The sequence below is a fragment of the Lactobacillus sp. ESL0259 genome (assembly GCF_003693045.1).
Taxonomy (GTDB): domain Bacteria; phylum Bacillota; class Bacilli; order Lactobacillales; family Lactobacillaceae; genus Lactobacillus; species Lactobacillus melliventris.
Window position 1 is genome coordinate 103,859 of the sequence record NZ_REHP01000009.1, and the last position, 20,534, is coordinate 124,392.

Sequence of the window (20,534 nt, forward strand, 5' to 3'; positions counted from 1 at the left end):
ATTTTCTATTTACCTGTCTTACCTTCCTTACGACGTACATATTCGTCAGTATAACGAATACCTTTACCTTTGTAAGGCTCTGGTGGACGTACATCGCGAATTTCAGCAGCAAATTGTCCAACATTTTGCTTAGAAATTCCTTCTACTTCAATGTCTGTAGCTGAAGTAGCTTTCACTGAAACACCTTCTGGTGCAGTCATTACAACTGGGTGTGAATAACCAACATTTAAAGTGAGTTTATTACCTTGTGCTGTTGCACGGTAACCAACACCGATTAACTTTAAAGTTTTCTTATATCCATCAACCACACCTTCAACCATAGAGGCTAAATTAGCTCTCTCGGTACCATGAAGAGCTTTGTCGCTTTCACTAGAACGTGAAAAGTTAATTTTACCATCTTCTTGTTTAAAAGTGATTTTTGGATCGAAATATCTGGTTAATTCACCTTTAGGTCCTTTAACAGTGATATTGTCACCCTTCTTGGTAACAGTGACACTATCCGGGACTTCAATTGTTTTTAAACCGATACGGCTCATTGATTGTTCTCCTTTCTGTCAGAATTACCATACATAGGCGATAACTTCGCCACCAACATCTTTTTGTCTTGCTTCCTTGTCGGTAATTACACCAGCAGAAGTAGAAACGATGGCAATACCTAAGCCATTAAGTACCTTAGGTAAATTTTCAGCGCTTACGTAAGTTCTAAGACCTGGCTTAGAAATTCGCTTTAAGCCTGAAATGACACGTTCTCCGTCAGGACCATATTTCAGGAAAATCTTAATCATACCTTGCTTGTTGTCATCGGTAACTTCGTAATCACGGATGAAGCCTTCGCGTTTCAAAATTTCTGAAATAGATTTTTTAATATTTGATGCAGGAACTTCAACTGAACTGTGCTTTGCCATATTGGCATTTCTAATTCTAGTCAAGTAATCTGCGATCGGATCTGTCATGACCATTTATGCTATCCTCCTATCCGTATTACCAACTAGCCTTTTTAAGGCCTGGAATTTGACCTTTGTGAGCTAAATCTTTCAAGCAAATACGGCATAAGCCAAACTTACGATAAACAGAACGTGGGCGACCACATCTCTCGCAACGAGTGTATTCACGTGAAGAAAATTTAGCAGGACGATGATTTCTAATTTTTTGTGATGTCTTAGCCATTAATGTCCTCCATTATTTTGCAAACGGCATACCAAATTGACTTAGAAGTTCTCTAGCTTCCTCATCTGTATTGGCAGTAGTAACGATAACAACATCTAAACCCCTGGTTCTATTAACTTTATCAAAGTCAATTTCTGGGAAAATTAATTGTTCCTTAATACCTAAAGTGTAGTTACCACGACCATCAAATGAACGGCTTGAAACACCGCGGAAGTCGCGAACACGAGGAAGTGAAACACTGATTAACTTATACAAGAAGTCATACATTCTATCTCCTCTAAGTGTAACCTTAGCACCGATAGACATACCTTCACGCAAGCGGAAGTTAGCAATTGACTTTTTGGCTTTTGTTACCAAAGGCTTTTGACCTGAAATTAAAGTTAATTCTTCAACAGCTTCGTCTAAGTTTTTAGCGTTGGAAACAGCATCACCAACACCCATGTTCAAAACGATTTTCTCAATCTTTGGTACTTGCATAACTGAGCTGTAATCGAACTTTTCTTGCAATGCAGGAACAATTTTTTCTTTATATTCTTGAGCTAAATAATTTGCCATTTGTGTCCTCCCTTCTACTTCTTAGTTTCTTCTTTATTATCATTTGCTTTGCCTTCAGACTTTGCAATGACCTTAACGTTTGATGCGTGAATTGAACCTTCTGATTCAACTACACCACCATTAGCATTAGTCTGTGAAGGCTTTTGGTGTTTCTTAATCTTATTAACGCCTTTAACAACCACACGGTTCTTTTTAACGTTAACAGATAAAACAATACCTTCTTTACCTTTGTCTTTTCCGGCAATAACTTTTACTTTGTCACCAGTTTTAACAAACATCAGTGCACCTCACTTATTATAAGACTTCAGGAGCAAGAGAGACGATTTTCATAAAGTCGTGCTCACGCAGCTCACGTGCAACAGGCCCAAAGATACGAGTACCGCGTGGGCTCTTATCTGCATTGATAACTACTCCAGCATTTTCATCAAACTTGATGTATGAACCATCTTCACGACGGGCGCCTGATTTTGTTCTAACAATGACGGCCTTGACAACGTCACCTTTTTTGACAACGCCACCTGGTGTTGCTTGTTTAACAGTTGCTACCACAATATCACCAATGTTACCAGTCTTACGTCTTGATCCACCTAAGACTCTAATAACTAAAAGTTCTCTGGCACCTGAGTTATCAGCAACCTTCAAACGGGATTCATTTTGAATCACTATATAATCCTCCCCTCACTAAATCCGCAAAATTAAACAGATTTTTTAACAATTTTAACTAAACGAAAGCGCTTTGTACGAGATAATGGACGAGTTTCCATGATACGAACAGTATCGCCAACTTTAGCTTCATTTTTATCATCTTGTGCGTAGTATTTCTTTGAATATCTGATACGCTTCTTGTAAACAGGGTGATTCTTATAAGTATCAACAACTACAGTGATAGTTTTGTCATTCTTATCAGAAATTACTTGGCCTTGATATACGTGACGATGATTTCTTTCGATTGATTCGCTCAAGTTAATAACTCCCTTCCACTAATCTTTTTCCAATGCTTTTTCACTAAGAATTGTTTTAATTCTAGCAATATTTTTACGGACTTTGCTTAGGCGAGCGGTATTTTCTAATTGACCCGTTGCTTGTTGAAAACGCAAATTAAAGAGTTCTTCTTTGTATTGCTTTTCTTTGTCTAACATTTGATCAGTGGTTAATGCTCTGATTTCCTTAGCCTTCATTAGAATTGCCACCTACTTCCGAACTTCTAGACACGAACTTACATTTAATTGGAAGCTTAGTTGCAGCAAGTCTCAAAGCTTCACGAGCAGTTGCTTCGTTAACGCCACCAATTTCAAACATGATCTTTTCTCTCTTGACTACAGCTACCCAGCCTGCTGGTGCACCTTTACCAGAACCCATACGTACACCAACACCTTTAGCAGTGTAAGACTTTTGAGGGAAAATTCTAATCCAAACTTTACCGCCACGCTTCATATAACGAGTCATCGCAACACGAGCAGCTTCGATTTGTTGAGTAGTAATCCAGTGGGATTCAAGGGCTTCTAATCCATATTCACCAAAAGCGATAGTTTTACCACCCTTAGCGGCACCACGCATTTTACCACGAAACTCACGACGGTGTTTTACCCTTTTTGGTACTAGAGGCATTATTTGTTTCCTCCCTTCGCAGCTTTTTCGGGCTTCTTACTTTTAGAAGGTAAGATTTCACCCCGGTTAATCCATACTTGAACGCCAATTTCACCATAGGTGGTGTAAGCATTTACCCAAGCATAATCAATATCAGCTCTTAAAGTTTGTAATGGAACACGGCCTTCTGTATGCCATTCTCTTCTTGCCATGTCAGCACCATTTAAACGACCAGAAGTTTGTACTCTGATTCCTTTAGCACCGGCACGCATTGTTCTTTGAGTTGCTTGACGCGTAGCACGTCTAAAAGCAATACGAGCTTCAAGTTGACTAGCAATACTTTCAGCTACCAATTTAGCATCAAGATCTGGCTTCTTAATTTCAACAATATTAACGTGAACCTGCTTTTTAGTCAAAGCATTTAATTCTCTTCTCAATGCTTCAACTTCAGAACCACCTTTACCAATCACCATACCTGGTTTAGAAGTATTGATTGATACGTTGATTCTATTGGCTGCACGTTCAATTTCAACAGTAGAAACAGAGGCATTCTTTAATTTCTTATCAATGAATTTTCTGATGCGCAGGTCTTCATTTAAGGTTTCTTTGTATCCTCTGTCAGCATACCATTTAGATTCCCAGTCACGTATCACGCCGAGACGAAAACCATTTGGGTTAATTTTCTGACCCATTAATATACCTCCCTTAATCGTTCTTTTCTGACACTACTACAACTACATGACTAGTTCTCTTGTTAATCGGAGAAGCCATACCCTTGGCACGTGGTCTAAATCTCTTTAAAGTAGCTCCCTCGTTTACGTATGCTTCAGACACATAAAGATTAGCACTTTCAAGATCGTAATTGTGTTCTGCATTTGCAATTGCTGAGCGTAAAACTTTTTCAACGATTGGGGAAGCAGCTCTAGGCGTAAATTGCAAGATTGCCAATGCTTCAGCCACGTCTTTGCCACGAATCAAATCAACGACTAAACGTGCTTTTCTTGGCGCAATACGAACTGTTCTTGCCTCTGCCCTAGCTGAACTAACTTGTTCTGCCATTTAAGTGTTTCTCCTTTCTCTATTTTGAAGTAGCCTTGTCGTCAGATGTCTTGTGTCCGCGGAAAGTTCTCGTTGGAACAAATTCACCTAACTTATGACCAACCATGTCCTCAGTAATGTATACTGGAACATGCTTTCTACCATCGTAAACAGCTATAGTCAAACCAACAAAAGAAGGAAAAATAGTTGAACGACGTGACCAAGTTTTAATAACCTGTTTTTTATCTGTGTCTGCTTGTGCATCAACTTTCTTTAATAAAGATGCATCAGCAAAAGGCCCTTTTTTAATACTACGGCTCATTAAATTACCCTCCTTCTATTATTTGCTACCCTTACGGTGACGAACAATCAATTTCTCGCTGGCTCTCTTACTATTTCTAGTCTTAATACCACGAGCTTTCTTGCCCCATGGAGTCATCGGTTGTGGACGACCTACAGGAGCCTTACCTTCACCACCACCATGTGGGTGATCGTTAGGGTTCATTACGGAACCACGAGACTGTGGGCGTCTACCCAACCAGCGACTACGTCCAGCTTTACCTAATTGGATTAATGAATGTTGTTCATTACCTACGACACCGATAGTTGCACGACAAACTGATAAAATCTTGCGAACCTCACCACTTTGTAATTTAACTAATGTGTACTTACCATCATTGCCCAAAACTTGAGCGCTGGCTCCAGCACTTCTAACAAGCTGACCACCTTTGCCAGGTCTTAATTCAATATTATGAATTGAAGTACCAGTTGGAATGTTCTTTAAAGGCAAAGCATTTCCTGGTTTAATATCTGCGTTAGCACCAGATTCAACCACATCGCCGACTGTTAAACCTTTTGGTGCCAGGATATAAGCTTTAATACCGTCAGTGTAGTGAAGAAGTGCAATATTAGCAGTTCTGTTTGGATCGTATTCGATAGCCTTAACTACAGCTTTAGCATTGTCTTTATTACGCTTAAAATCGATGATACGGTATTTTTGCTTATGTCCACCGCCACGGTGTCTACTTGTAATATGACCATAAGAGTTACGACCTGCAGTATGTGATTGTGACTCAAGTAGGGTACGTTCTGGTTTGCTCTTAGTAATTTCAGCAAAGTCAGAAGTAGTCATATTACGGCGACCATTTGTGGTTGGCTTATAAATTTTAATAGCCAATTGACTGACCTCCTATTACTTATTTTCTTCTTTATTGTTGCTATCGTCTTTGAAAATTTTGATATCGTTTGAATCTTCAGTTAAGGTAACTATTGCCTTACGGGTACGAGCGGTTTTGCCTGAATAACGGCCAACACGCTTATCCTTACCACGAACATTCATGATATTAACTTTTTTAACCTTAACATCAAAAATTTCTTCAACAGCATCACGAACTTGAGTCTTGGTTGCAGTTAAAAGCACGTTGAAAGTGTACTTCTTATCATCCATTAAGTTCGTTGACTTTTCAGTAATGACAGGTCTTAAAATGATATCATGTGCACTCATTTCGCTGAAGCCCCCTCAACATTCTTTTCAATCTTTTCAATAGCTTCTTTAGTCAAAACTAATTTGTCATAATTAACAACATCTTCAACATTCAAGCCATTAGCAGTGATTACCTTAACGTTTGGCAAGTTTCTAGCTGAATATTGAACATTCTTATCATCAGAAACAACTAAAACTTTGCCTTCAACTTTTAAGCCGTCCAAGATTGACTTGAATTCTTTGGTCTTAGGAGCTGACATTGTCAGTTGATCTAAAACTACTAAATCTTCATCAATCAATTTCTGGGAAAGAACAGACTTGATAGCCAAGCGCCGTTGCTTTCTTGGCATTGAGTATGCGTAAGAACGTGGAGTTGGTCCGAAAACTACACCACCGCCACGCCATTGTGGGGAACGGATAGAGCCTTGACGAGCACGTCCAGTACCCTTTTGCTTCCAAGGCTTCTTACCACCGCCGCGAACAGCGGATCTATTTTTGACCTTTGAGGTACCTTGACGTCTGCCAGCTCTCTGTCTGATAATTGCGTCAAAAACTACGCTTTCATTTGGCTTAATACCAAATACATCATCATTTAAAGTAACTTCACCAGCGTCTTTGCCTTTTTGATCGATAACTTTTAAATTAGCCATTCTAGTCCTCCTTCCTATTTATTAGTCTTTACAGCAGATCTAACAGTAAGCAATGAATTCTTAGCACCAGGTACATTACCCTTGATTAATAATACATTCTTATCTGCTACAACTTTTTCAATTACTAAGTTTTCAATGGTAACTTTCTTCATTCCCATGTGTCCTGGCAGGCGTTTGCCCTTAGGAACACGGTTGATGATGGAACCCATTGAACCAGGAATTCTGTGATATCTTGAACCGTGAGTTTCTGGTCCACGTGATTGACCCCAACGTTTAATGTTACCTTGGTATCCATGACCTCTTGTAGTACCAGTGACGTCAACTACGTCACCTTCCTTAAATGTGTCCACAGTAACTTCTGAGCCGACTTCGTAGTCCTTAAGCTCAACTCCGCGGATTTCACGTATGAAGCGCTTAGGCGAAGTCTTTGCTTTTGCAGCATGACCTTTTTCTGGTTTGTTGCTCAAAACTTCACGCTTGTCTTGGTATCCTAATTGAATTGCTTCGTAGCCGTCAGATTCAACTGTCTTAACTTGCATAACAACGTTAGGAGTTGCTTCAACAACAGTTACAGGCACAAGGATACCATCTTTAGTGAAGATTTGGGTCATACCAACTTTTCTTCCTAAGATTCCTTTGGTCATGATTACACCTCTTTCTTTTAAAAATTAAAGTTTAATTTCGATGTCAACACCGCTTGGTAAATCAAGCTTCATTAAAGAGTCAACAGTCTTAGGTGTTGGATTTAAAATATCGATTAAACGCTTATGCGTACGAATTTCAAATTGTTCACGTGAATCTTTGTTCTTATGTGGTGAACGTAAAACAGTAAACAATACCCTTTCTGTTGGCAGTGGAACAGGACCTGAAATTTCAGCTCCAGTTCTCTTAGCAGTAGCTACAATTTTAGCAGCTGATTCATCGAGAATACCATGTTCGTATGACTTAAGTCTGATACGAATTGATTGACTTGCCATTAAATTACCTCCTCAACGTCTTCTTTAAAAGATGACTAGCTTCCACAAAAATTCCCGGCACTACCTCTGTGGCAATGCAGCCTGGTGTGCCGCAACCTTTTGTATCAACGCTTTACAACAAAATGTGCTTTTAGGGCAGAAAAAGCCCTAGACACACAAAAGATAGTATACCTGTTTTAAGCTTGAATATCAAGGCTTAAAGGATATTTTTCTTGACTTTATATCAGCAATTATAAAATTTTAACTTTTATAAAGTAATATTTTTTAGCAGCAACTAAAATACAACAGGGAATATTTTATAGCAATGTTTTTGCTCAATTTGGTGAAAATAACTAGGTTAGGTTGACATGACAAAATCTAGTTTATAAAGACAGAGTTTATTATTCAAATTACATTGCGCATAAAAAAGAGCTACTGGATCTACCAATAGCTCTTATATCAATTTTAAAATTATACCCAATTAACTATCAGAAATTATTCTGCGTTACCCCCACGCTTTTTAATAATTTCTTCTTGGATAGATTTAGGAGTTGGTGAATAGTGGTCAAAGACCATTGTAAACGTACCACGACCCTGTGTTGAAGAACGCAAAGTAGTAGCATAACCAAACATTTCTGCAAGTGGAACCATTGAATTCAACACCTTAGCTCCAGCACGGTCTTGCATATTATCCATTGTACCACGACGAGCTGTAATGGAACCCATTACGTCACCTAAGTAATCTTCAGGTGTGATTACTTGAACCTTCATAATAGGTTCAAGGATAACAGCACCAGCTTTAGGAGCCGCATTTCTCAAAGCCAATGAAGCAGCAACCTTGAAAGCAGCTTCAGATGAGTCGACTTCGTGGTAACTACCATCATAAAGTTTAGCCTTGACATCAATCAACGGGTAACCAGCTAAGATACCATTTTTCATGGATTCTTGCAGACCTGCATCAACAGCTGGAATAAATTCGCGAGGAACAACACCACCAACAATGGCGTCTTCAAATTCGTAACCTTTTCCTCTTTCATTTGGAGTAAATTCAATCCAAACGTCACCGTATTGACCCTTACCACCAGACTGACGAACAAACTTACCTTGTGCTTTAGCAGGCTTAGTAAAGGTTTCACGATAGGCAACTTGTGGTTCACCAATCTTAGCTTCAACATGGAATTCACGCTTCATACGTTCAACCATGATTTGCAGGTGCAATTCACCCATTCCGGAGATCAAAGTTTGACCAGTTTCTGCATTAGTTTCTGCTCTAAAAGTTGGATCCTCTTCAGTCAATTTTTGCAAGGCAACATCAAGCTTATCACGGTCAGCTTTAGATTCTGGCTCAATTGAAACTTGAATAACTGGATCTGGAACTTCCAAACTTTCCAAAATTAATGGGTGGTCAGGATCAGTTAAGGAATCACCAGTAGTAGTGTTCTTTAACCCAATGGCACCAGCAATATCACCTGAGAAGACTTCAGGAATCTCACTTCTTGAGTTGGCATGCATTTGCAACAAACGGCCAACACGTTCACGGCCATTCTTTGAAGCATTCAAAACATATGAACCTGATTCAAGTGAACCAGTGTAAACACGAATATAAGTTAAACGACCAACAAATGGGTCAGTAGCAATCTTAAATGCTAAAGCAGAGAATGGCTTTTCGTCTCCAGCAACTAGTTCAACTTCCTCACCAGTTTTTGGATCGTGAGCAACATAAGGCTTAACATCTAATGGAGATGGTAAGTAGTCAACTACACCATCAAGCATCATTTGCACACCCTTGTTCTTAAATGCTGAACCTGCAAATACTGGGAAAATCTTCAAATCCAATGTAGCTTTACGAATAGCAGCCTTTAATTCATCAACGGAAATTTCGTCACCATTAAGATACTTTTCCATGATGTCATCATCAACGTCTGCTACTTGTTCAATTAACTCACCGCGACGCTTTTCTGCTTCTTCTTTATACTCATCAGGAACAGGAATAGTGTCCCACTTGGAACCTAGTTTATCTTCATCATAAACATCAGCTACCATGTTGAGTAAGTCGATAACACCCTCAAAGCTCTCTGCAGAACCAATTGGCATTTGAACAGCCAGAGCATTGGCATTTAAACGTTCATGTAAAGACTTAACAGAATTATCAAAATCTGCACCAATCTTGTCCATCTTGTTTACAAAAACAATTCGAGGAACACCGTAAGTTTCAGCTTGACGCCAAACATTTTCAGTCTGAGGTTCAACTCCGGCTTGGGCATCAAGAACAGTAACAGCACCATCAAGTACACGAAGTGAACGCTCTACCTCAATAGTGAAGTCAACGTGTCCCGGGGTATCAATAATGTTAATTCTGTAATCATGCCATTGTGCTGTAGTAGCAGCTGAAGTAATGGTAATACCACGTTCTTTTTCTTCATCCATCCAGTCCATTTGGGAATCACCCTCATGGGTTTCGCCGATTTTATGGATTTTTCCAGTGTAATAAAGAATACGCTCTGTAGTAGTAGTCTTACCCGCATCAATGTGGGCCATAATACCAATGTTACGTGTTTTTTCTAATGGAAATTCACGCTTATTAGCCATAGATTTTTTCCTTTCCCTAAAAAATTAGAAACGATAGTGTGCAAATGCACGGTTGGCTTCAGCCATGCGGTGAACATCTTCACGCTTTTTAACAGCTGAGCCAGTATTGTTTGAAGCATCGATAATTTCATTAGCTAAGCGTTCATCCATAGTATGTTCATTACGTAAACGAGCATATGAAACTAACCATCTTAAACCAAGAGTAGTTCTTCTTTCAGGACGAACTTCTACTGGGATCTGGTAGTTTGAACCACCAATACGGCGTGCTCTAACTTCCAAAACTGGCATAATATTGTTCATAGCTTCTTCAAAAACATCGAGTGGCTCCTTGCCAGTCTTTTCTTTAACAATGTCAAAAGCATCATAAAGGATTGAAGATGCCTTAGCTCTCTTACCATCAATCATTAAGTGGTTGATCAACTTGGTTACGAGCTTTGAATTGTATACTGGATCCGCTAAAATATCTCTTTTAGCAACATGTCCTTTTCTAGGCATTATTTACTCCTCCTTAATCTTTCTTGGCACCGTACTTGGAACGGCCTTGCTTTCTACCATCAACACCCGCAGTATCTAACGCACCGCGGATAATGTGATAACGAACACCAGGAAGGTCCTTTACACGACCACCACGAATTAAAACAACTGAGTGTTCTTGCAAATTATGGCCTTCACCTGGAATGTATGCAGTTACTTCGATCAAGTTTGAAAGACGAACACGAGCATATTTCCGTAAAGCTGAGTTTGGCTTCTTTGGTGTCATGGTACCGACACGAGTAGCTACTCCACGCATTTGAGGTGCTGGGTTAGCTACTAGCTCTTTCTTCATACTGTTGTAGCCGTAGCTTAAAGCAGGTGACTTTGATTTAGTCGTCTTGTTGTGACGGCCTTTTCTTACCAATTGGTTAATGGTTGGCATTTAAATTTTCCTCCTAAAAAAATTATTTTGTTCACACATCCAGGAGTTTCTTTTTTTGGTCCCAGATAAATCTTCAAAATACACAATGACTATTGTACTCGCTTGAATCAAAAATGCAAATTATTTTTATTAGCTAAAAAATTTATATCAGTTTTTTCGTATTTAGTTCTAGTGGGGTAATGAAATGAACTTGATTTTTAAAATTAGCAATTTTTTGATTGGAACCTGTCTGGCTTCTCATGCCTGCGTTATTGTCGAAAGAGTTGGAAAAGAAGACTTTATTTTTAGCCGTTCAAAATGCACTAACTGTAATCAGCAACTAAACATATTTGATGAGATACCATTAATTTCTTATTTATTACTCAAAGGTCGTTGTCGTTATTGCAAAATTCAGATTCCTGCTGAATATTTTGTAACAGAGTTTTTAGGAGGGTTTACTTTCCTTAAGATCGATTTTAGCAATCCTCATGATGCAATCACAGCGATTGTCTTGTTTAACATACTCCTAGCTGCTATCAGTGATTATCAGTCAAAAGAGTTTGATATTGCGTTCGTTGCTCCAGCCCTTTTTATTTCAGCTTTGCGTATAATTAAAACTTTTGAGCAAATCAATATCACAGATTTAGTTGAGTTTTGTCCCATTTTTTTACTTTTTCTTTATGAAACAATAAAACATAAAATTGGCAAGGGAGATTTAATAATCTATCTTGTTTTAACTTTTTGTTTTGACCCTAAATTTGCCAATTTAACTTTTTTAACTGCCTCAATTATTTTACTTAGCTTTTTTATTGGTGGTGAAGTAAGCAAAAAAGAACCTGTAGCATTTATTCCCTTCATTTATATTGGTTTAATCATACAGCTTTTGAGCAACTAAAAAAGTTGCATCCCACAACCGAGAATGCAGCACTTTATGAATCTAAAATAATTTACAAATAAATACTAACCGTATCTTGCCATTAAATGTTGCAAGCTCGGCAGCAAAACGATGGCTATTACCACACTAACAACTCCTTGAATGGTATTGGTAAAAAGACTAGCAAGGCCTGCAGCAAATGTATAAAGGACTGTGTTAGTAACAAAATACCCGGCTACCATAAAAAATACTCCTACTACTCCGGCAATTACCCCCTTGACTATTTGATTTCCTAAGTTCCAGTATCTAAAGACTAATCCTACAAAGAAACCTTCTAAACCGTGGACAACAAGAGAAAAGAGCATAAACTGTCCGTATCCGCCAAGTAGGTCAAGCAAAAATCCTGAAAGTCCGCCAACTATACCACCGGCAACTGGCCCATATAATAATGCTACTAAATAAATAATTGCATCACATAAATTGATATTACCGTGAGTCAAAGGCATAGGAATAATGAAAATACGACTGACAACAACGTTAATCGCAGTTAATAATGCTAATAATACCAGTTGTTTTAAAGAAAAATCGTCTTCCTTCACCATCAACATCTCCCTTGTGCCTTTTTCCGATTATAACATTATTTAATAAAATTATCACTAATCATTCATAAAATTACAAATGACAAAATTTTTTAGCTGGGTTATAACTATAAAACTCATTTAACTAAAACCCGTATCTTCTATTACGATTTAGCCTATGATAAAATCTTTGAAATAAGAAAATCAAAAGTTTATTGAGGAAAAACGATGCACTATATTTTATCTGCAGTAATACGTGGCGCCATACCGTTTATCATTATGAGTATATTTTCAGGAATTATGAAATTGCAACATATCGATGATTATAGCGTCACATCGACATTTATCACGGGACTAATAATAACCGCAGTTGCAGCAACCTCTGTTATTTATGATGTCGAAAGTTGGTCATTAAAAAAACAATCTGTCGTTCATTTTCTAATCATACTGGTTACCGTGTATCCTTGTTTAGTATTCAGTGGCTGGTTCCCAACTAAATCAATACTAGACTTAGTAAAAATATTTGGCTTCCTTCTGAATGTTGGCATTATTTTATGGACAATATCATATATTCTATTTGGTAGGATTTTAAAGTAATAAATTTGAACAAACAAAAAACTGCTCCGTTAGGAATTTCTAACGGAACAGTTTTTTTGATTAATTGAGTTTATGATTCCCTAGCCTGATCGGCTTCCTTCATCTTCTTCTCAATGTCTGCGATTGAGTAAACAGATTTAGGTTTCTTTACATCTGACTCGGGTTCCATATCACGATAAATTGGAAGACCAGTACCAGCTGGAATGATCTTACCGATAATAACATTTTCCTTTAATCCAAGTAATGGATCATTCTTGCCACGAATAGAAGCATCTGTTAGGACACGAGTTGTTTCCTGGAATGACGCAGCTGATAAGAAACTGTTAGTTTCAAGGGCAGCTTTGGTAATACCCAGAATTACACTTTGTGCAGTTGCAGGTATACCACCAGAAATAATCACAGATGTGTTGCGATCTTTAAATTGACCAATATCCATAATCTCGCCCGGCAACAAGTCGGTCTCACCAGGATCAAGCACACGAACTTTTTGTAACATCTGTCTGGTTAATACTTCGACGTGCTTGTCAGAAATATCAACACCCTGCATTCTATATGCTTTTTGGACTTCAACCAGAATGTACTCTTCAGTAGTTAAAGTATCTGTAACTTGAATCAACTCTTTCGGATCAATTGAACCAAGAGTTAACTTATCGCCACGTTGAACTTCATCGCCCTCGGCAACTGCTACTGACGCAGTATAAGGAACACTGTAGCTTCTGGTATCGATCTTACCTTTAACAGTAATTTCACGAGTATGTTCAGCAGGATTCTCTTGAATTGAATCAACTACACCATCAACTTCAGAAATTATGGCACGACCCTTAGGGTTACGAGCTTCAAACAACTCTTGCACACGAGGAAGACCTTGAGTAATATCTTCAGCACCGGCAACACCACCATTGTGGAAAGTACGCAAAGTCAGCTGCGTACCAGGTTCACCAATTGATTGAGCGGCAACAGTACCAACTGCTTCACCAACTTCAACTTCTTCACCTGTAGCTAAGTTCATACCATAACATTTCCGGCAAACACCATGTGGCGTGTCACAAGTTAAGATTGATCTAATCTTTACGTTAGTCACACCTGCATCGCAAATTTGGTGAGCCAAGTTTTCATCCATCATAACGTTACGACCGATAATTGTGGCACCGGTTCTAGGATCTTTAACCGTTTCGGCAGTAAAGCGTCCCAATAAGCGATCGTAGAGTGGCTCAATTAATTCGTCACCTTCCATGATTGCGTGAACATCAATACCGCGATCGGTACCACAATCATCTTCACGGATAATAACGTCTTGCGCAACATCGACTAACCGCCGAGTTAAGTAACCAGATTGTGCAGTCTTTAAAGCAGTATCCGTCATACCCTTACGTGCACCGTGAGTTGACATGAACAGTTCTAGAACTGACAAGCCTTCCTTAAAGTTGGAAGTAACTGGAATTTCGAACAAACCACCGTTTGGAGTAGCCATTAAGCCACGCATACCAGCAAGTTGGGTAAAGTTTGAAATATTACCACGCGCACCAGAGTCAGCCATGATGGTAATAGGATTACGCGGGTCATAAATCTGAGCAATTTCATCTTGGACTTGATCCTTACAATCATTCCAAATGCTAATTACACGATCATGACGTTCCTGTTCGGTAATTAAACCGCGTCTAAACTGCTTAGACACCACATCAACTTGTTTGTGGGCTTTTGCAACTTTTTCATCTTTATCCTGAATTTCGGGAACGTCGGTCATACCAATCGTAATACCAGAAGTGGTCGAACTGGTATAGCCTAAAGTCTTCAAATCATCAAGATATTCTGAAGTTCTTTGAACCTTGTAATACTTGTAAATTGTAGCAATAGAATCAGACAAGAAGGACTTCTTAAATGGTGTAGAAATCAAGTCATTTGCCACGCTGTCAATTTTCTCATGAATATCTTCGCCAGGCTCCAAGAAGTACTTGGCAGCAAGAGGATTATTCAAGTTTTCTTCAGTTGGTTCATTAACGTAGAAATAATCTTCTGGGAAAATTTGATTGAAAATGATTCTGCCGTATGTAGTAACAAAAATGCCATGTTCATAACCTTTAGGCCATGCTTTCTTCGGCATTGAGTCAGCAGACATTCCGATAATAGTGTGGTAATGAATGTCACCGTTAGTGTAAGCAACTGTCGCTTCATCAGGTGAATTGAAAATCATTCCTTCACCTTCACGACCCTTTTCAGCCTGAGTCAACCAGTAGTTACCCAAAACGATATCCTGTGATGGAGTAACAATTGGTTTACCATCCTTAGGAGCAAGAATATGGTGAGCAGCCAGCATTAACATTCTTGATTCAGCAACAGCCTCATCTGACAGAGGCACGTGAATCGCCATCTGGTCACCATCAAAGTCAGCGTTGTAAGCCTCACAAGCAAGTGGGTGCAGACGAATGGACTTTCCAGGTACCAAAACTGGTTCGAAGGCCTGAATACTCAAACGGTGCAAAGTAGGGGCACGGTTTAGCAATACCGTTCTTTCCTTAATAACATCCTCAAGTACATCCCAGACATCATCGTCTTCGCGGTCAATTTTCCGCTTAGCACTCTTGATATTTGTAGCAATCTTACGCTTAACAAGCTCATGCATGACAAATGGTTTAAACAATTCCAAGGCCATCGGACGCGGAACACCACATTGATAGAATTTCAATTTTGGTGAAACATCAATAACGGAACGACCGGAATAGTCAACACGTTTACCAAGCAGGTTCTGACGGAAACGTCCCTGCTTACCTTTAAGCATATGCGATAAAGATTTCAGCGGGCGGTTACCTGGTCCTACTACAGACCGTCCACGGCGGCCATTATCAATTAACGCATCTACTGCTTCTTGCAGCATCCGTTTTTCGTTTTGCACAATAATATTAGGAGCATTTAGATCTAACAGTCTCTTTAAACGATTGTTACGGTTAATTACTCTTCTGTATAAATCATTTAGGTCAGAGGTCGCAAACCGTCCACCTTCAAGTTGAACCATCGGGCGCAAGTCTGGTGGTATAACTGGGACAGCATCAATAACCATCCATTCTGGCTTATTACCAGAATCTTTAAATGCATCCAGAATATCAAGTCTTCTGATAGCACGTGTACGTTTTTGACCAGTAGCAGTTTCCAGTTCTTTCTTTAAATCGGTAACTTCCTTATTTAAATCAACTTTACGTAACAAATCACGAATTGCTTCAGCACCCATTTTGGCCGTAAAGCGATTACCGTATTTTTCTTTCTGTTCCCGGTATTCTGCCTCTGTTAAAAGTTGTTTAAATTCTAGATCGGTATCACCAGGATCAATTACAATATAAGCCGCAAAATAGATAACTTCTTCAAGGAGTCTCGGAGAAATATCCAAAATGAGTCCCATTCTTGATGGAATCCCTTTAAAATACCAAATATGAGTAACTGGTGCGGCCAATTCAATATGACCCATTCGTTCTCTTCTAACTTTAGAGGAGGTAACTTCAACACCACAACGATCACAGACGATCCCGCGGTATCTCACACCTTTATATTTACCACATGCACATGACCAATCCTTAGTCGGTCCGAAAATTCGTTCATCAAACAAACCATCTTTTTCCGGCTTTAAAGTACGGTAATTAATAGTTTCTGGTTTTTTAACTTCACCGTATGACCAGCTGCGAATTTTATTCGGAGATGCAAGGCCAATTTGCATGCTTTCAAATTTATTTACGTCGATCAAAAGTTTAACCTCCTACTTATTGAGAAATCTTATTATCATCGTCAGACTGATCTACAGGGGTATCCAATTCCTCTGCTGCTTCTTCATTATCTTCAGAATCTGCAGTTTCTGCGGCCAACTTCTTCTTTTGTTGCTCTTCAGCCATCTTTGAAAGAGTATCAATGTTCAAATGCTCATTTGAATCATCATCCATATCACGCAATTCAATTTCTTTATGATTCATGTCAAGAACACGAATATCCAATCCTAAAGATTGCAATTCTTTAACTAGGACACGGAATGATTCAGGAACACCTGGTTTTGGAATTCTTTCACCCTTGACAATAGCTTCATAAGCTTTGACACGGCCAACAACATCATCTGATTTATAAGTCAAAATTTCCTGCAAAGTGTATGCTGCACCATAAGCTTCCAGAGCCCAAACTTCCATTTCACCAAAACGCTGTCCACCAAACTGTGCTTTACCACCAAGAGGTTGTTGCGTTACTAATGAGTAAGGCCCAATTGAACGTGCGTGAATCTTGTCGTCAACCATGTGGGTCAACTTCAGATAGTGCATGATACCAACAGAAACCCGGTTGTGGAAAGGCTCACCGGTACGGCCATCATAAAGAACTGTTTTACCATCTTTATCAATACCGGCCTTATGAACAGTATCCCAAACATCGTCTTCACTTGCTCCATCAAATACTGGTGTAGCAACATGAATACCCAAGTTATCTGCAGCACGGCCAAGGTGTAATTCCAAAAGCTGACCAATATTCATACGTGAAGGAACACCCATTGGGTTTAAACAAATATCAACTGGAGTACCATCTGGTAAATATGGCATATCTTCTTCTGGTACTACTGCGGCAACAGTACCTTTGTTACCGTGACGACCAGACATTTTATCGCCGACTTGGATCTTTCTCTTTTGTGCAATGTAGACCCGGACTAAAGTATTAACACCAGGAGATAGTTCATCACCATTTTCTCTAGTATAAACTTTGACATCACGGACAATACCGCCACCACCGTGAGGAACACGTAATGACGTGTCACGCACTTCACGAGCTTTTTCACCAAAAATGGCATGCAGCAGTCTTTCTTCAGCTGATAGTTCAGTAACACCTTTAGGCGTAACTTTTCCTACCAAAATGTCTCCGTCATGAACTTCAGCACCTACACGGACAATTCCTTGACCATCGAGATCCTTAAGTGCATCCTCACCAACGTTTGGCAATTCACGTGTAATCTCTTCAGGGCCAAGCTTAGTGTCACGGGCTTCTGATTCATAATCTTCAATACTGATTGAAGTATAAACATCATCTTTTACCAGACGTTCAGAAAGCATGATGGCATCTTCGTAGTTATACATGTTCCAAGTCATAAAAGCGATAACTGGGTTTTGACCCAAAGCCAATTCGCCATGATCCATTGTTGGTCCATTGGCAATTACTTCACCCTTTACAACTTTGTCGCCTAACTTAACGTTAGGAGTCTGATTGTATGATTTCGAGTTGTTTGAACGACGATATTTTTCCAGAGTGTACTTATCCAGTGTACTGTCAGCACGTCTTACTCTGATAGTGTTGGCATCGACATATTCAACTGTACCAGCGGCTTTAGCCAAAACTGCTGCACCGGAATCATGTGCTGCACGATATTCCATCCCAGTACCAACAAGACAGCTGTGTGGATTAATTAAAGGTGCAGCTTGTCTTTGCTGGTTAGCGCCCATTAAAGCACGGTTAGAGTCATCATTTTCCAAAAACGGAATACATGCTGAAGCAACAGAAACAACTTGTTTAGGAATAACATCCATGTAGTCAATTTTATCTGGACTAACTTCGACGTTATCTTCCTTATGACGTGCTAAAACAAGATCATCTTTAAATGAACCATCCGGATTAAGCGGAGTATTGGCACCAGCGATAATGTAGTTATCCTCAACATCAGCGGTGAGGTAATCAATTTTATTAGTTACCTTGTGTGTGGTCCAGGAAACCCGACGATATGGCGTTTCGATAAAGCCATATTTATTAATAACTGCGTATGTAGCAAGAGAGTTAATCAAACCAATGTTAGGACCTTCAGGAGTCTCAATTGGGCACAAACGACCATATTGAGTATAGTGAACATCACGCACCTCGTATCCAGCACGATCACGTGTTAAACCACCAGGCCCCAAAGCAGACATACGGCGCTTATGAGTTAATTCACCCAGCGGGTTGTGCTGGTCCATAAACTGTGACAGTTGTGATGAACCAAAGAACTCTTTAATACTTGCCACAATTGGCCTGATATTAATTAATTGTTGCGGCGTCACAGTTGAAGGGTCTTGAATTGACATTCTTTCTCTAACAACACGTTCCATCCGGGCCAAACCAATTCTAAACTGGTTTTGCAACAATTCACCAACACGACGAATACGACGGTTACCTAAGTGATCAATATCATCAGTGTTACCAATTTCATCTTGCAACAAGAAGAAATAATTAATAGAAGCAACCACGTCAGCTGGAGTTAAATACTTAACTTTTTTATCAATATGACCGTTAGAAATTAATTTAACAACACGTTCAGGATTTACCTTCGAGTAAACTTTTATCTCTTGAACATTAATTGGATCAGGTAAAACGCCCTCTTTGGATGGTTGATAAGTAACCATCTTAAAGTCATCGCGATCAAGATACTTTTCTAGAGTATCCATCACTTCATGGGTCACAACTGTACCCTTTTTAACGATAATTTCACCTGTATCAGGGTCTGCCAAAGTTTCTGCCAGAGTTTGACCATACAAGCGACTCTTTAAAGATAACTTCTTATTAACTTTATATCGACCAACGGGTGCTAAGTCATAGCGACGTGGGTCAAAGAAGCGTGCATAAAGAAGTGAACGTGAAGAGTCAGTGGTCTTGGGCTCACCAGGACGCAGGCGCTCATAAATATCTTTTAACGCTTCAGCTACACGAGAATCAGCCGGATTCTTATGGACATCTTTATCCAAAGTGAATTGTAGCGTATCACTCTGACCAAATAGGTCTAAAATCTCGTCATCCGAACTAATTCCCAGTGCCCTGATTAAAACAGTTAGTGGCAATTTACGAGTACGATCAACGCGAACGTAAGAAACATTCTTAGCATCAGTTTCATACTCAAGCCAGGCACCACGGTTTGGTATCACAGTAGTACCAAAAATTTGCCGACCATTCTTGTCATAATCACCAGAATAATAAACACTTGGTGATCTAACTAATTGAGAAACGATGACCCTTTCAGCACCATTAATAATAAATGAGCCAGATTCAGTCATTAATGGTAAATCACCAAAGAAAACATCTTGAGTCTTAATCTCACCGGTTTTTTGATTGGTCAGTTTTAAAGTAACGTGCATTGGTGCAGCATAAGTTGCATCATGATCACGTGCTTCATCAACGGTATATTTTGGTTTTTGCAGTTTATAGCCCAAATATTCCAGGGAAAGCTTACCTGAAAAGTCACTAATTGGCATAATATCATCAAAAACGTCTTTAATACCCTCATCCAAAAACCATTGGTATGATTCGGTTTGCACATCTGTCAAGTTAGGCAGATCCAGCACTTCTTTAATGCGGGAAAAACTGCGCCTTGTCCGATGTTTGCCAAAATTCACTACGTGTCCATTTAACAAGGAGAAAACACCCTTTCTGTCAGAGAAAGCTAATATTACATTTTGATTACAATTTCAAAAAGCCGGAAATTTATGCATAAAAAAGACAAAAACAACCTTTGTCGTTTTTGTCTATTATTATTTTGCTGGACAATAGATCAGCAAAATCCTGAAAATCAGCTTTTTAATCATGCACTACTA

Annotated in this window: 25 protein-coding genes; 2 read left to right on the plus strand and 23 right to left on the minus strand. The window is 39.2% G+C overall.

The window, feature by feature from the left end; all coding sequences use genetic code 11:
* Positions 1-5 precede the first annotated feature (5 nt).
* The 20 genes from rplF to rpsL form a co-directional block, all read right to left on the minus strand.
* On the minus strand, positions 6-536 hold the full coding sequence (gene rplF / locus F5ESL0259_RS06480; RefSeq protein WP_034980425.1) for a 50S ribosomal protein L6: 531 nt from the start codon (positions 534-536) through the stop codon (positions 6-8).
* A 24-nt stretch (positions 537-560) separates the two neighbouring features.
* Entirely contained in the window at positions 561-959 is a 399-nt protein-coding gene (gene rpsH, locus F5ESL0259_RS06485) for a 30S ribosomal protein S8 (RefSeq protein WP_122037886.1), read from the minus strand.
* Positions 960-981: 22 nt separating this feature from the next.
* Positions 982-1,167, minus strand: a complete 186-nt coding sequence (locus tag F5ESL0259_RS06490) for a type Z 30S ribosomal protein S14 (RefSeq protein ID WP_034980430.1) — start codon at positions 1,165-1,167, stop codon at positions 982-984.
* A gap of 12 nt (positions 1,168-1,179) precedes the next feature.
* Complete coding sequence (rplE, locus tag F5ESL0259_RS06495) at positions 1,180-1,722, minus strand: 50S ribosomal protein L5 (protein WP_046325350.1); 543 nt, start codon at positions 1,720-1,722, stop codon at positions 1,180-1,182.
* A gap of 14 nt (positions 1,723-1,736) precedes the next feature.
* Positions 1,737-2,000, minus strand: coding sequence for a 50S ribosomal protein L24 (gene rplX, locus F5ESL0259_RS06500; protein WP_046325351.1), 264 nt, complete (start codon positions 1,998-2,000; stop codon positions 1,737-1,739).
* A gap of 16 nt (positions 2,001-2,016) precedes the next feature.
* The gene (gene rplN / locus F5ESL0259_RS06505; protein ID WP_034980437.1) at positions 2,017-2,385 is read right to left on the minus strand and encodes a 50S ribosomal protein L14; all 369 of its coding nucleotides are present in this window, start codon (positions 2,383-2,385) and stop codon (positions 2,017-2,019) included.
* A 32-nt stretch (positions 2,386-2,417) separates the two neighbouring features.
* Positions 2,418-2,684 carry a 30S ribosomal protein S17 gene (gene rpsQ, locus F5ESL0259_RS06510; RefSeq protein WP_034980439.1) on the minus strand — a complete coding sequence of 89 codons (267 nt, stop codon included), beginning with the start codon at positions 2,682-2,684 and terminating at the stop codon, positions 2,418-2,420.
* A gap of 18 nt (positions 2,685-2,702) precedes the next feature.
* Positions 2,703-2,900: a 50S ribosomal protein L29 gene (rpmC, locus tag F5ESL0259_RS06515; RefSeq protein ID WP_046325352.1), complete on the minus strand. Its 198-nt coding sequence runs from the start codon at positions 2,898-2,900 to the stop codon at positions 2,703-2,705.
* Complete coding sequence (gene rplP / locus F5ESL0259_RS06520; RefSeq protein ID WP_046325353.1) at positions 2,890-3,330, minus strand: 50S ribosomal protein L16; 441 nt, start codon at positions 3,328-3,330, stop codon at positions 2,890-2,892. The genes rpmC and rplP overlap by 11 nt, the downstream gene beginning before the upstream one ends.
* Complete coding sequence (gene rpsC, locus F5ESL0259_RS06525; RefSeq protein WP_046325354.1) at positions 3,330-4,001, minus strand: 30S ribosomal protein S3; 672 nt, start codon at positions 3,999-4,001, stop codon at positions 3,330-3,332. Before rpsC ends, rplP begins: the two co-directional genes overlap by 1 nt.
* A gap of 13 nt (positions 4,002-4,014) precedes the next feature.
* Complete coding sequence (rplV, locus tag F5ESL0259_RS06530; protein WP_034980453.1) at positions 4,015-4,368, minus strand: 50S ribosomal protein L22; 354 nt, start codon at positions 4,366-4,368, stop codon at positions 4,015-4,017.
* A gap of 19 nt (positions 4,369-4,387) precedes the next feature.
* Positions 4,388-4,669 carry a 30S ribosomal protein S19 gene (rpsS, locus tag F5ESL0259_RS06535; RefSeq protein WP_038523755.1) on the minus strand — a complete coding sequence of 94 codons (282 nt, stop codon included), beginning with the start codon at positions 4,667-4,669 and terminating at the stop codon, positions 4,388-4,390.
* Positions 4,670-4,687: 18 nt separating this feature from the next.
* On the minus strand, positions 4,688-5,524 hold the full coding sequence (gene rplB / locus F5ESL0259_RS06540; RefSeq protein WP_034980459.1) for a 50S ribosomal protein L2: 837 nt from the start codon (positions 5,522-5,524) through the stop codon (positions 4,688-4,690).
* Between the two features lie 15 nt (positions 5,525-5,539).
* The gene (gene rplW, locus F5ESL0259_RS06545; RefSeq protein WP_046325355.1) at positions 5,540-5,851 is read right to left on the minus strand and encodes a 50S ribosomal protein L23; all 312 of its coding nucleotides are present in this window, start codon (positions 5,849-5,851) and stop codon (positions 5,540-5,542) included.
* On the minus strand, positions 5,848-6,480 hold the full coding sequence (rplD, locus tag F5ESL0259_RS06550; protein ID WP_046325356.1) for a 50S ribosomal protein L4: 633 nt from the start codon (positions 6,478-6,480) through the stop codon (positions 5,848-5,850). Before rplD ends, rplW begins: the two co-directional genes overlap by 4 nt.
* Positions 6,481-6,494: 14 nt before the next feature.
* Entirely contained in the window at positions 6,495-7,124 is a 630-nt protein-coding gene (rplC, locus tag F5ESL0259_RS06555; protein WP_046325357.1) for a 50S ribosomal protein L3, read from the minus strand.
* A gap of 24 nt (positions 7,125-7,148) precedes the next feature.
* On the minus strand, positions 7,149-7,457 hold the full coding sequence (rpsJ, locus tag F5ESL0259_RS06560) for a 30S ribosomal protein S10 (RefSeq protein ID WP_045928455.1): 309 nt from the start codon (positions 7,455-7,457) through the stop codon (positions 7,149-7,151).
* Between the two features lie 474 nt (positions 7,458-7,931).
* Positions 7,932-10,025, minus strand: coding sequence for an elongation factor G (gene fusA / locus F5ESL0259_RS06565; RefSeq protein ID WP_046325358.1), 2,094 nt, complete (start codon positions 10,023-10,025; stop codon positions 7,932-7,934).
* Between the two features lie 24 nt (positions 10,026-10,049).
* Positions 10,050-10,520, minus strand: a complete 471-nt coding sequence (rpsG, locus tag F5ESL0259_RS06570) for a 30S ribosomal protein S7 (protein WP_034980476.1) — start codon at positions 10,518-10,520, stop codon at positions 10,050-10,052.
* Positions 10,521-10,533: 13 nt separating this feature from the next.
* Complete coding sequence (rpsL, locus tag F5ESL0259_RS06575; RefSeq protein ID WP_110446429.1) at positions 10,534-10,941, minus strand: 30S ribosomal protein S12; 408 nt, start codon at positions 10,939-10,941, stop codon at positions 10,534-10,536.
* Between the two features lie 184 nt (positions 10,942-11,125).
* On the opposite strand from rpsL, the gene F5ESL0259_RS06580 reads away from it, so the two are divergent.
* Positions 11,126-11,815 carry an A24 family peptidase gene (locus tag F5ESL0259_RS06580; protein ID WP_110446430.1) on the plus strand — a complete coding sequence of 230 codons (690 nt, stop codon included), beginning with the start codon at positions 11,126-11,128 and terminating at the stop codon, positions 11,813-11,815.
* Between the two features lie 65 nt (positions 11,816-11,880).
* Here the strand turns inward: F5ESL0259_RS06580 and F5ESL0259_RS06585 are convergent, their stop codons facing one another.
* Entirely contained in the window at positions 11,881-12,396 is a 516-nt protein-coding gene (locus F5ESL0259_RS06585) for an ECF transporter S component (protein ID WP_110446431.1), read from the minus strand.
* 204 nt (positions 12,397-12,600) lie between these two features.
* Here F5ESL0259_RS06585 and F5ESL0259_RS06590 point away from each other — a divergent pair, with 204 nt between their 5' ends.
* Complete coding sequence (locus F5ESL0259_RS06590; RefSeq protein ID WP_110446432.1) at positions 12,601-12,969, plus strand: DUF3021 family protein; 369 nt, start codon at positions 12,601-12,603, stop codon at positions 12,967-12,969.
* A gap of 70 nt (positions 12,970-13,039) precedes the next feature.
* Here the strand turns inward: F5ESL0259_RS06590 and rpoC are convergent, their stop codons facing one another.
* Positions 13,040-16,699, minus strand: a complete 3,660-nt coding sequence (gene rpoC / locus F5ESL0259_RS06595) for a DNA-directed RNA polymerase subunit beta' (RefSeq protein WP_122037887.1) — start codon at positions 16,697-16,699, stop codon at positions 13,040-13,042.
* Between the two features lie 16 nt (positions 16,700-16,715).
* Positions 16,716-20,354, minus strand: a complete 3,639-nt coding sequence (gene rpoB, locus F5ESL0259_RS06600; protein WP_122026354.1) for a DNA-directed RNA polymerase subunit beta — start codon at positions 20,352-20,354, stop codon at positions 16,716-16,718.
* Positions 20,355-20,534: the final 180 nt, after the last annotated feature.

Coding starts and splice junctions, on each gene's coding strand:
- rplE (WP_046325350.1), bottom strand. CDS start 1,722: ATGGCAAATTATTTAGCTCAAGAATATAAAGAAAAAATTGTTCCTGCA.
- rplW (WP_046325355.1), bottom strand. CDS start 5,851: ATGAGTGCACATGATATCATTTTAAGACCTGTCATTACTGAAAAGTCA.
- rpsJ (WP_045928455.1), bottom strand. CDS start 7,457: ATGGCAAGTCAATCAATTCGTATCAGACTTAAGTCATACGAACATGGT.
- rplX (WP_046325351.1), bottom strand. CDS start 2,000: ATGTTTGTTAAAACTGGTGACAAAGTAAAAGTTATTGCCGGAAAAGAC.
- rplP (WP_046325353.1), bottom strand. CDS start 3,330: ATGCCTCTAGTACCAAAAAGGGTAAAACACCGTCGTGAGTTTCGTGGT.
- F5ESL0259_RS06585 (WP_110446431.1), bottom strand. CDS start 12,396: ATGGTGAAGGAAGACGATTTTTCTTTAAAACAACTGGTATTATTAGCA.
- rpsC (WP_046325354.1), bottom strand. CDS start 4,001: ATGGGTCAGAAAATTAACCCAAATGGTTTTCGTCTCGGCGTGATACGT.
- rpsS (WP_038523755.1), bottom strand. CDS start 4,669: ATGAGCCGTAGTATTAAAAAAGGGCCTTTTGCTGATGCATCTTTATTA.
- rplC (WP_046325357.1), bottom strand. CDS start 7,124: ATGACCAAAGGAATCTTAGGAAGAAAAGTTGGTATGACCCAAATCTTC.
- rpsG (WP_034980476.1), bottom strand. CDS start 10,520: ATGCCTAGAAAAGGACATGTTGCTAAAAGAGATATTTTAGCGGATCCA.
- rpmC (WP_046325352.1), bottom strand. CDS start 2,900: ATGAAGGCTAAGGAAATCAGAGCATTAACCACTGATCAAATGTTAGAC.
- F5ESL0259_RS06590 (WP_110446432.1), top strand. CDS start 12,601: ATGCACTATATTTTATCTGCAGTAATACGTGGCGCCATACCGTTTATC.
- rpsL (WP_110446429.1), bottom strand. CDS start 10,941: ATGCCAACCATTAACCAATTGGTAAGAAAAGGCCGTCACAACAAGACG.
- fusA (WP_046325358.1), bottom strand. CDS start 10,025: ATGGCTAATAAGCGTGAATTTCCATTAGAAAAAACACGTAACATTGGT.
- rplD (WP_046325356.1), bottom strand. CDS start 6,480: ATGGCTAATTTAAAAGTTATCGATCAAAAAGGCAAAGACGCTGGTGAA.
- rplF (WP_034980425.1), bottom strand. CDS start 536: ATGAGCCGTATCGGTTTAAAAACAATTGAAGTCCCGGATAGTGTCACT.
- F5ESL0259_RS06490 (WP_034980430.1), bottom strand. CDS start 1,167: ATGGCTAAGACATCACAAAAAATTAGAAATCATCGTCCTGCTAAATTT.
- rplV (WP_034980453.1), bottom strand. CDS start 4,368: ATGGCAGAACAAGTTAGTTCAGCTAGGGCAGAGGCAAGAACAGTTCGT.
- rpsH (WP_122037886.1), bottom strand. CDS start 959: ATGGTCATGACAGATCCGATCGCAGATTACTTGACTAGAATTAGAAAT.
- F5ESL0259_RS06580 (WP_110446430.1), top strand. CDS start 11,126: ATGAACTTGATTTTTAAAATTAGCAATTTTTTGATTGGAACCTGTCTG.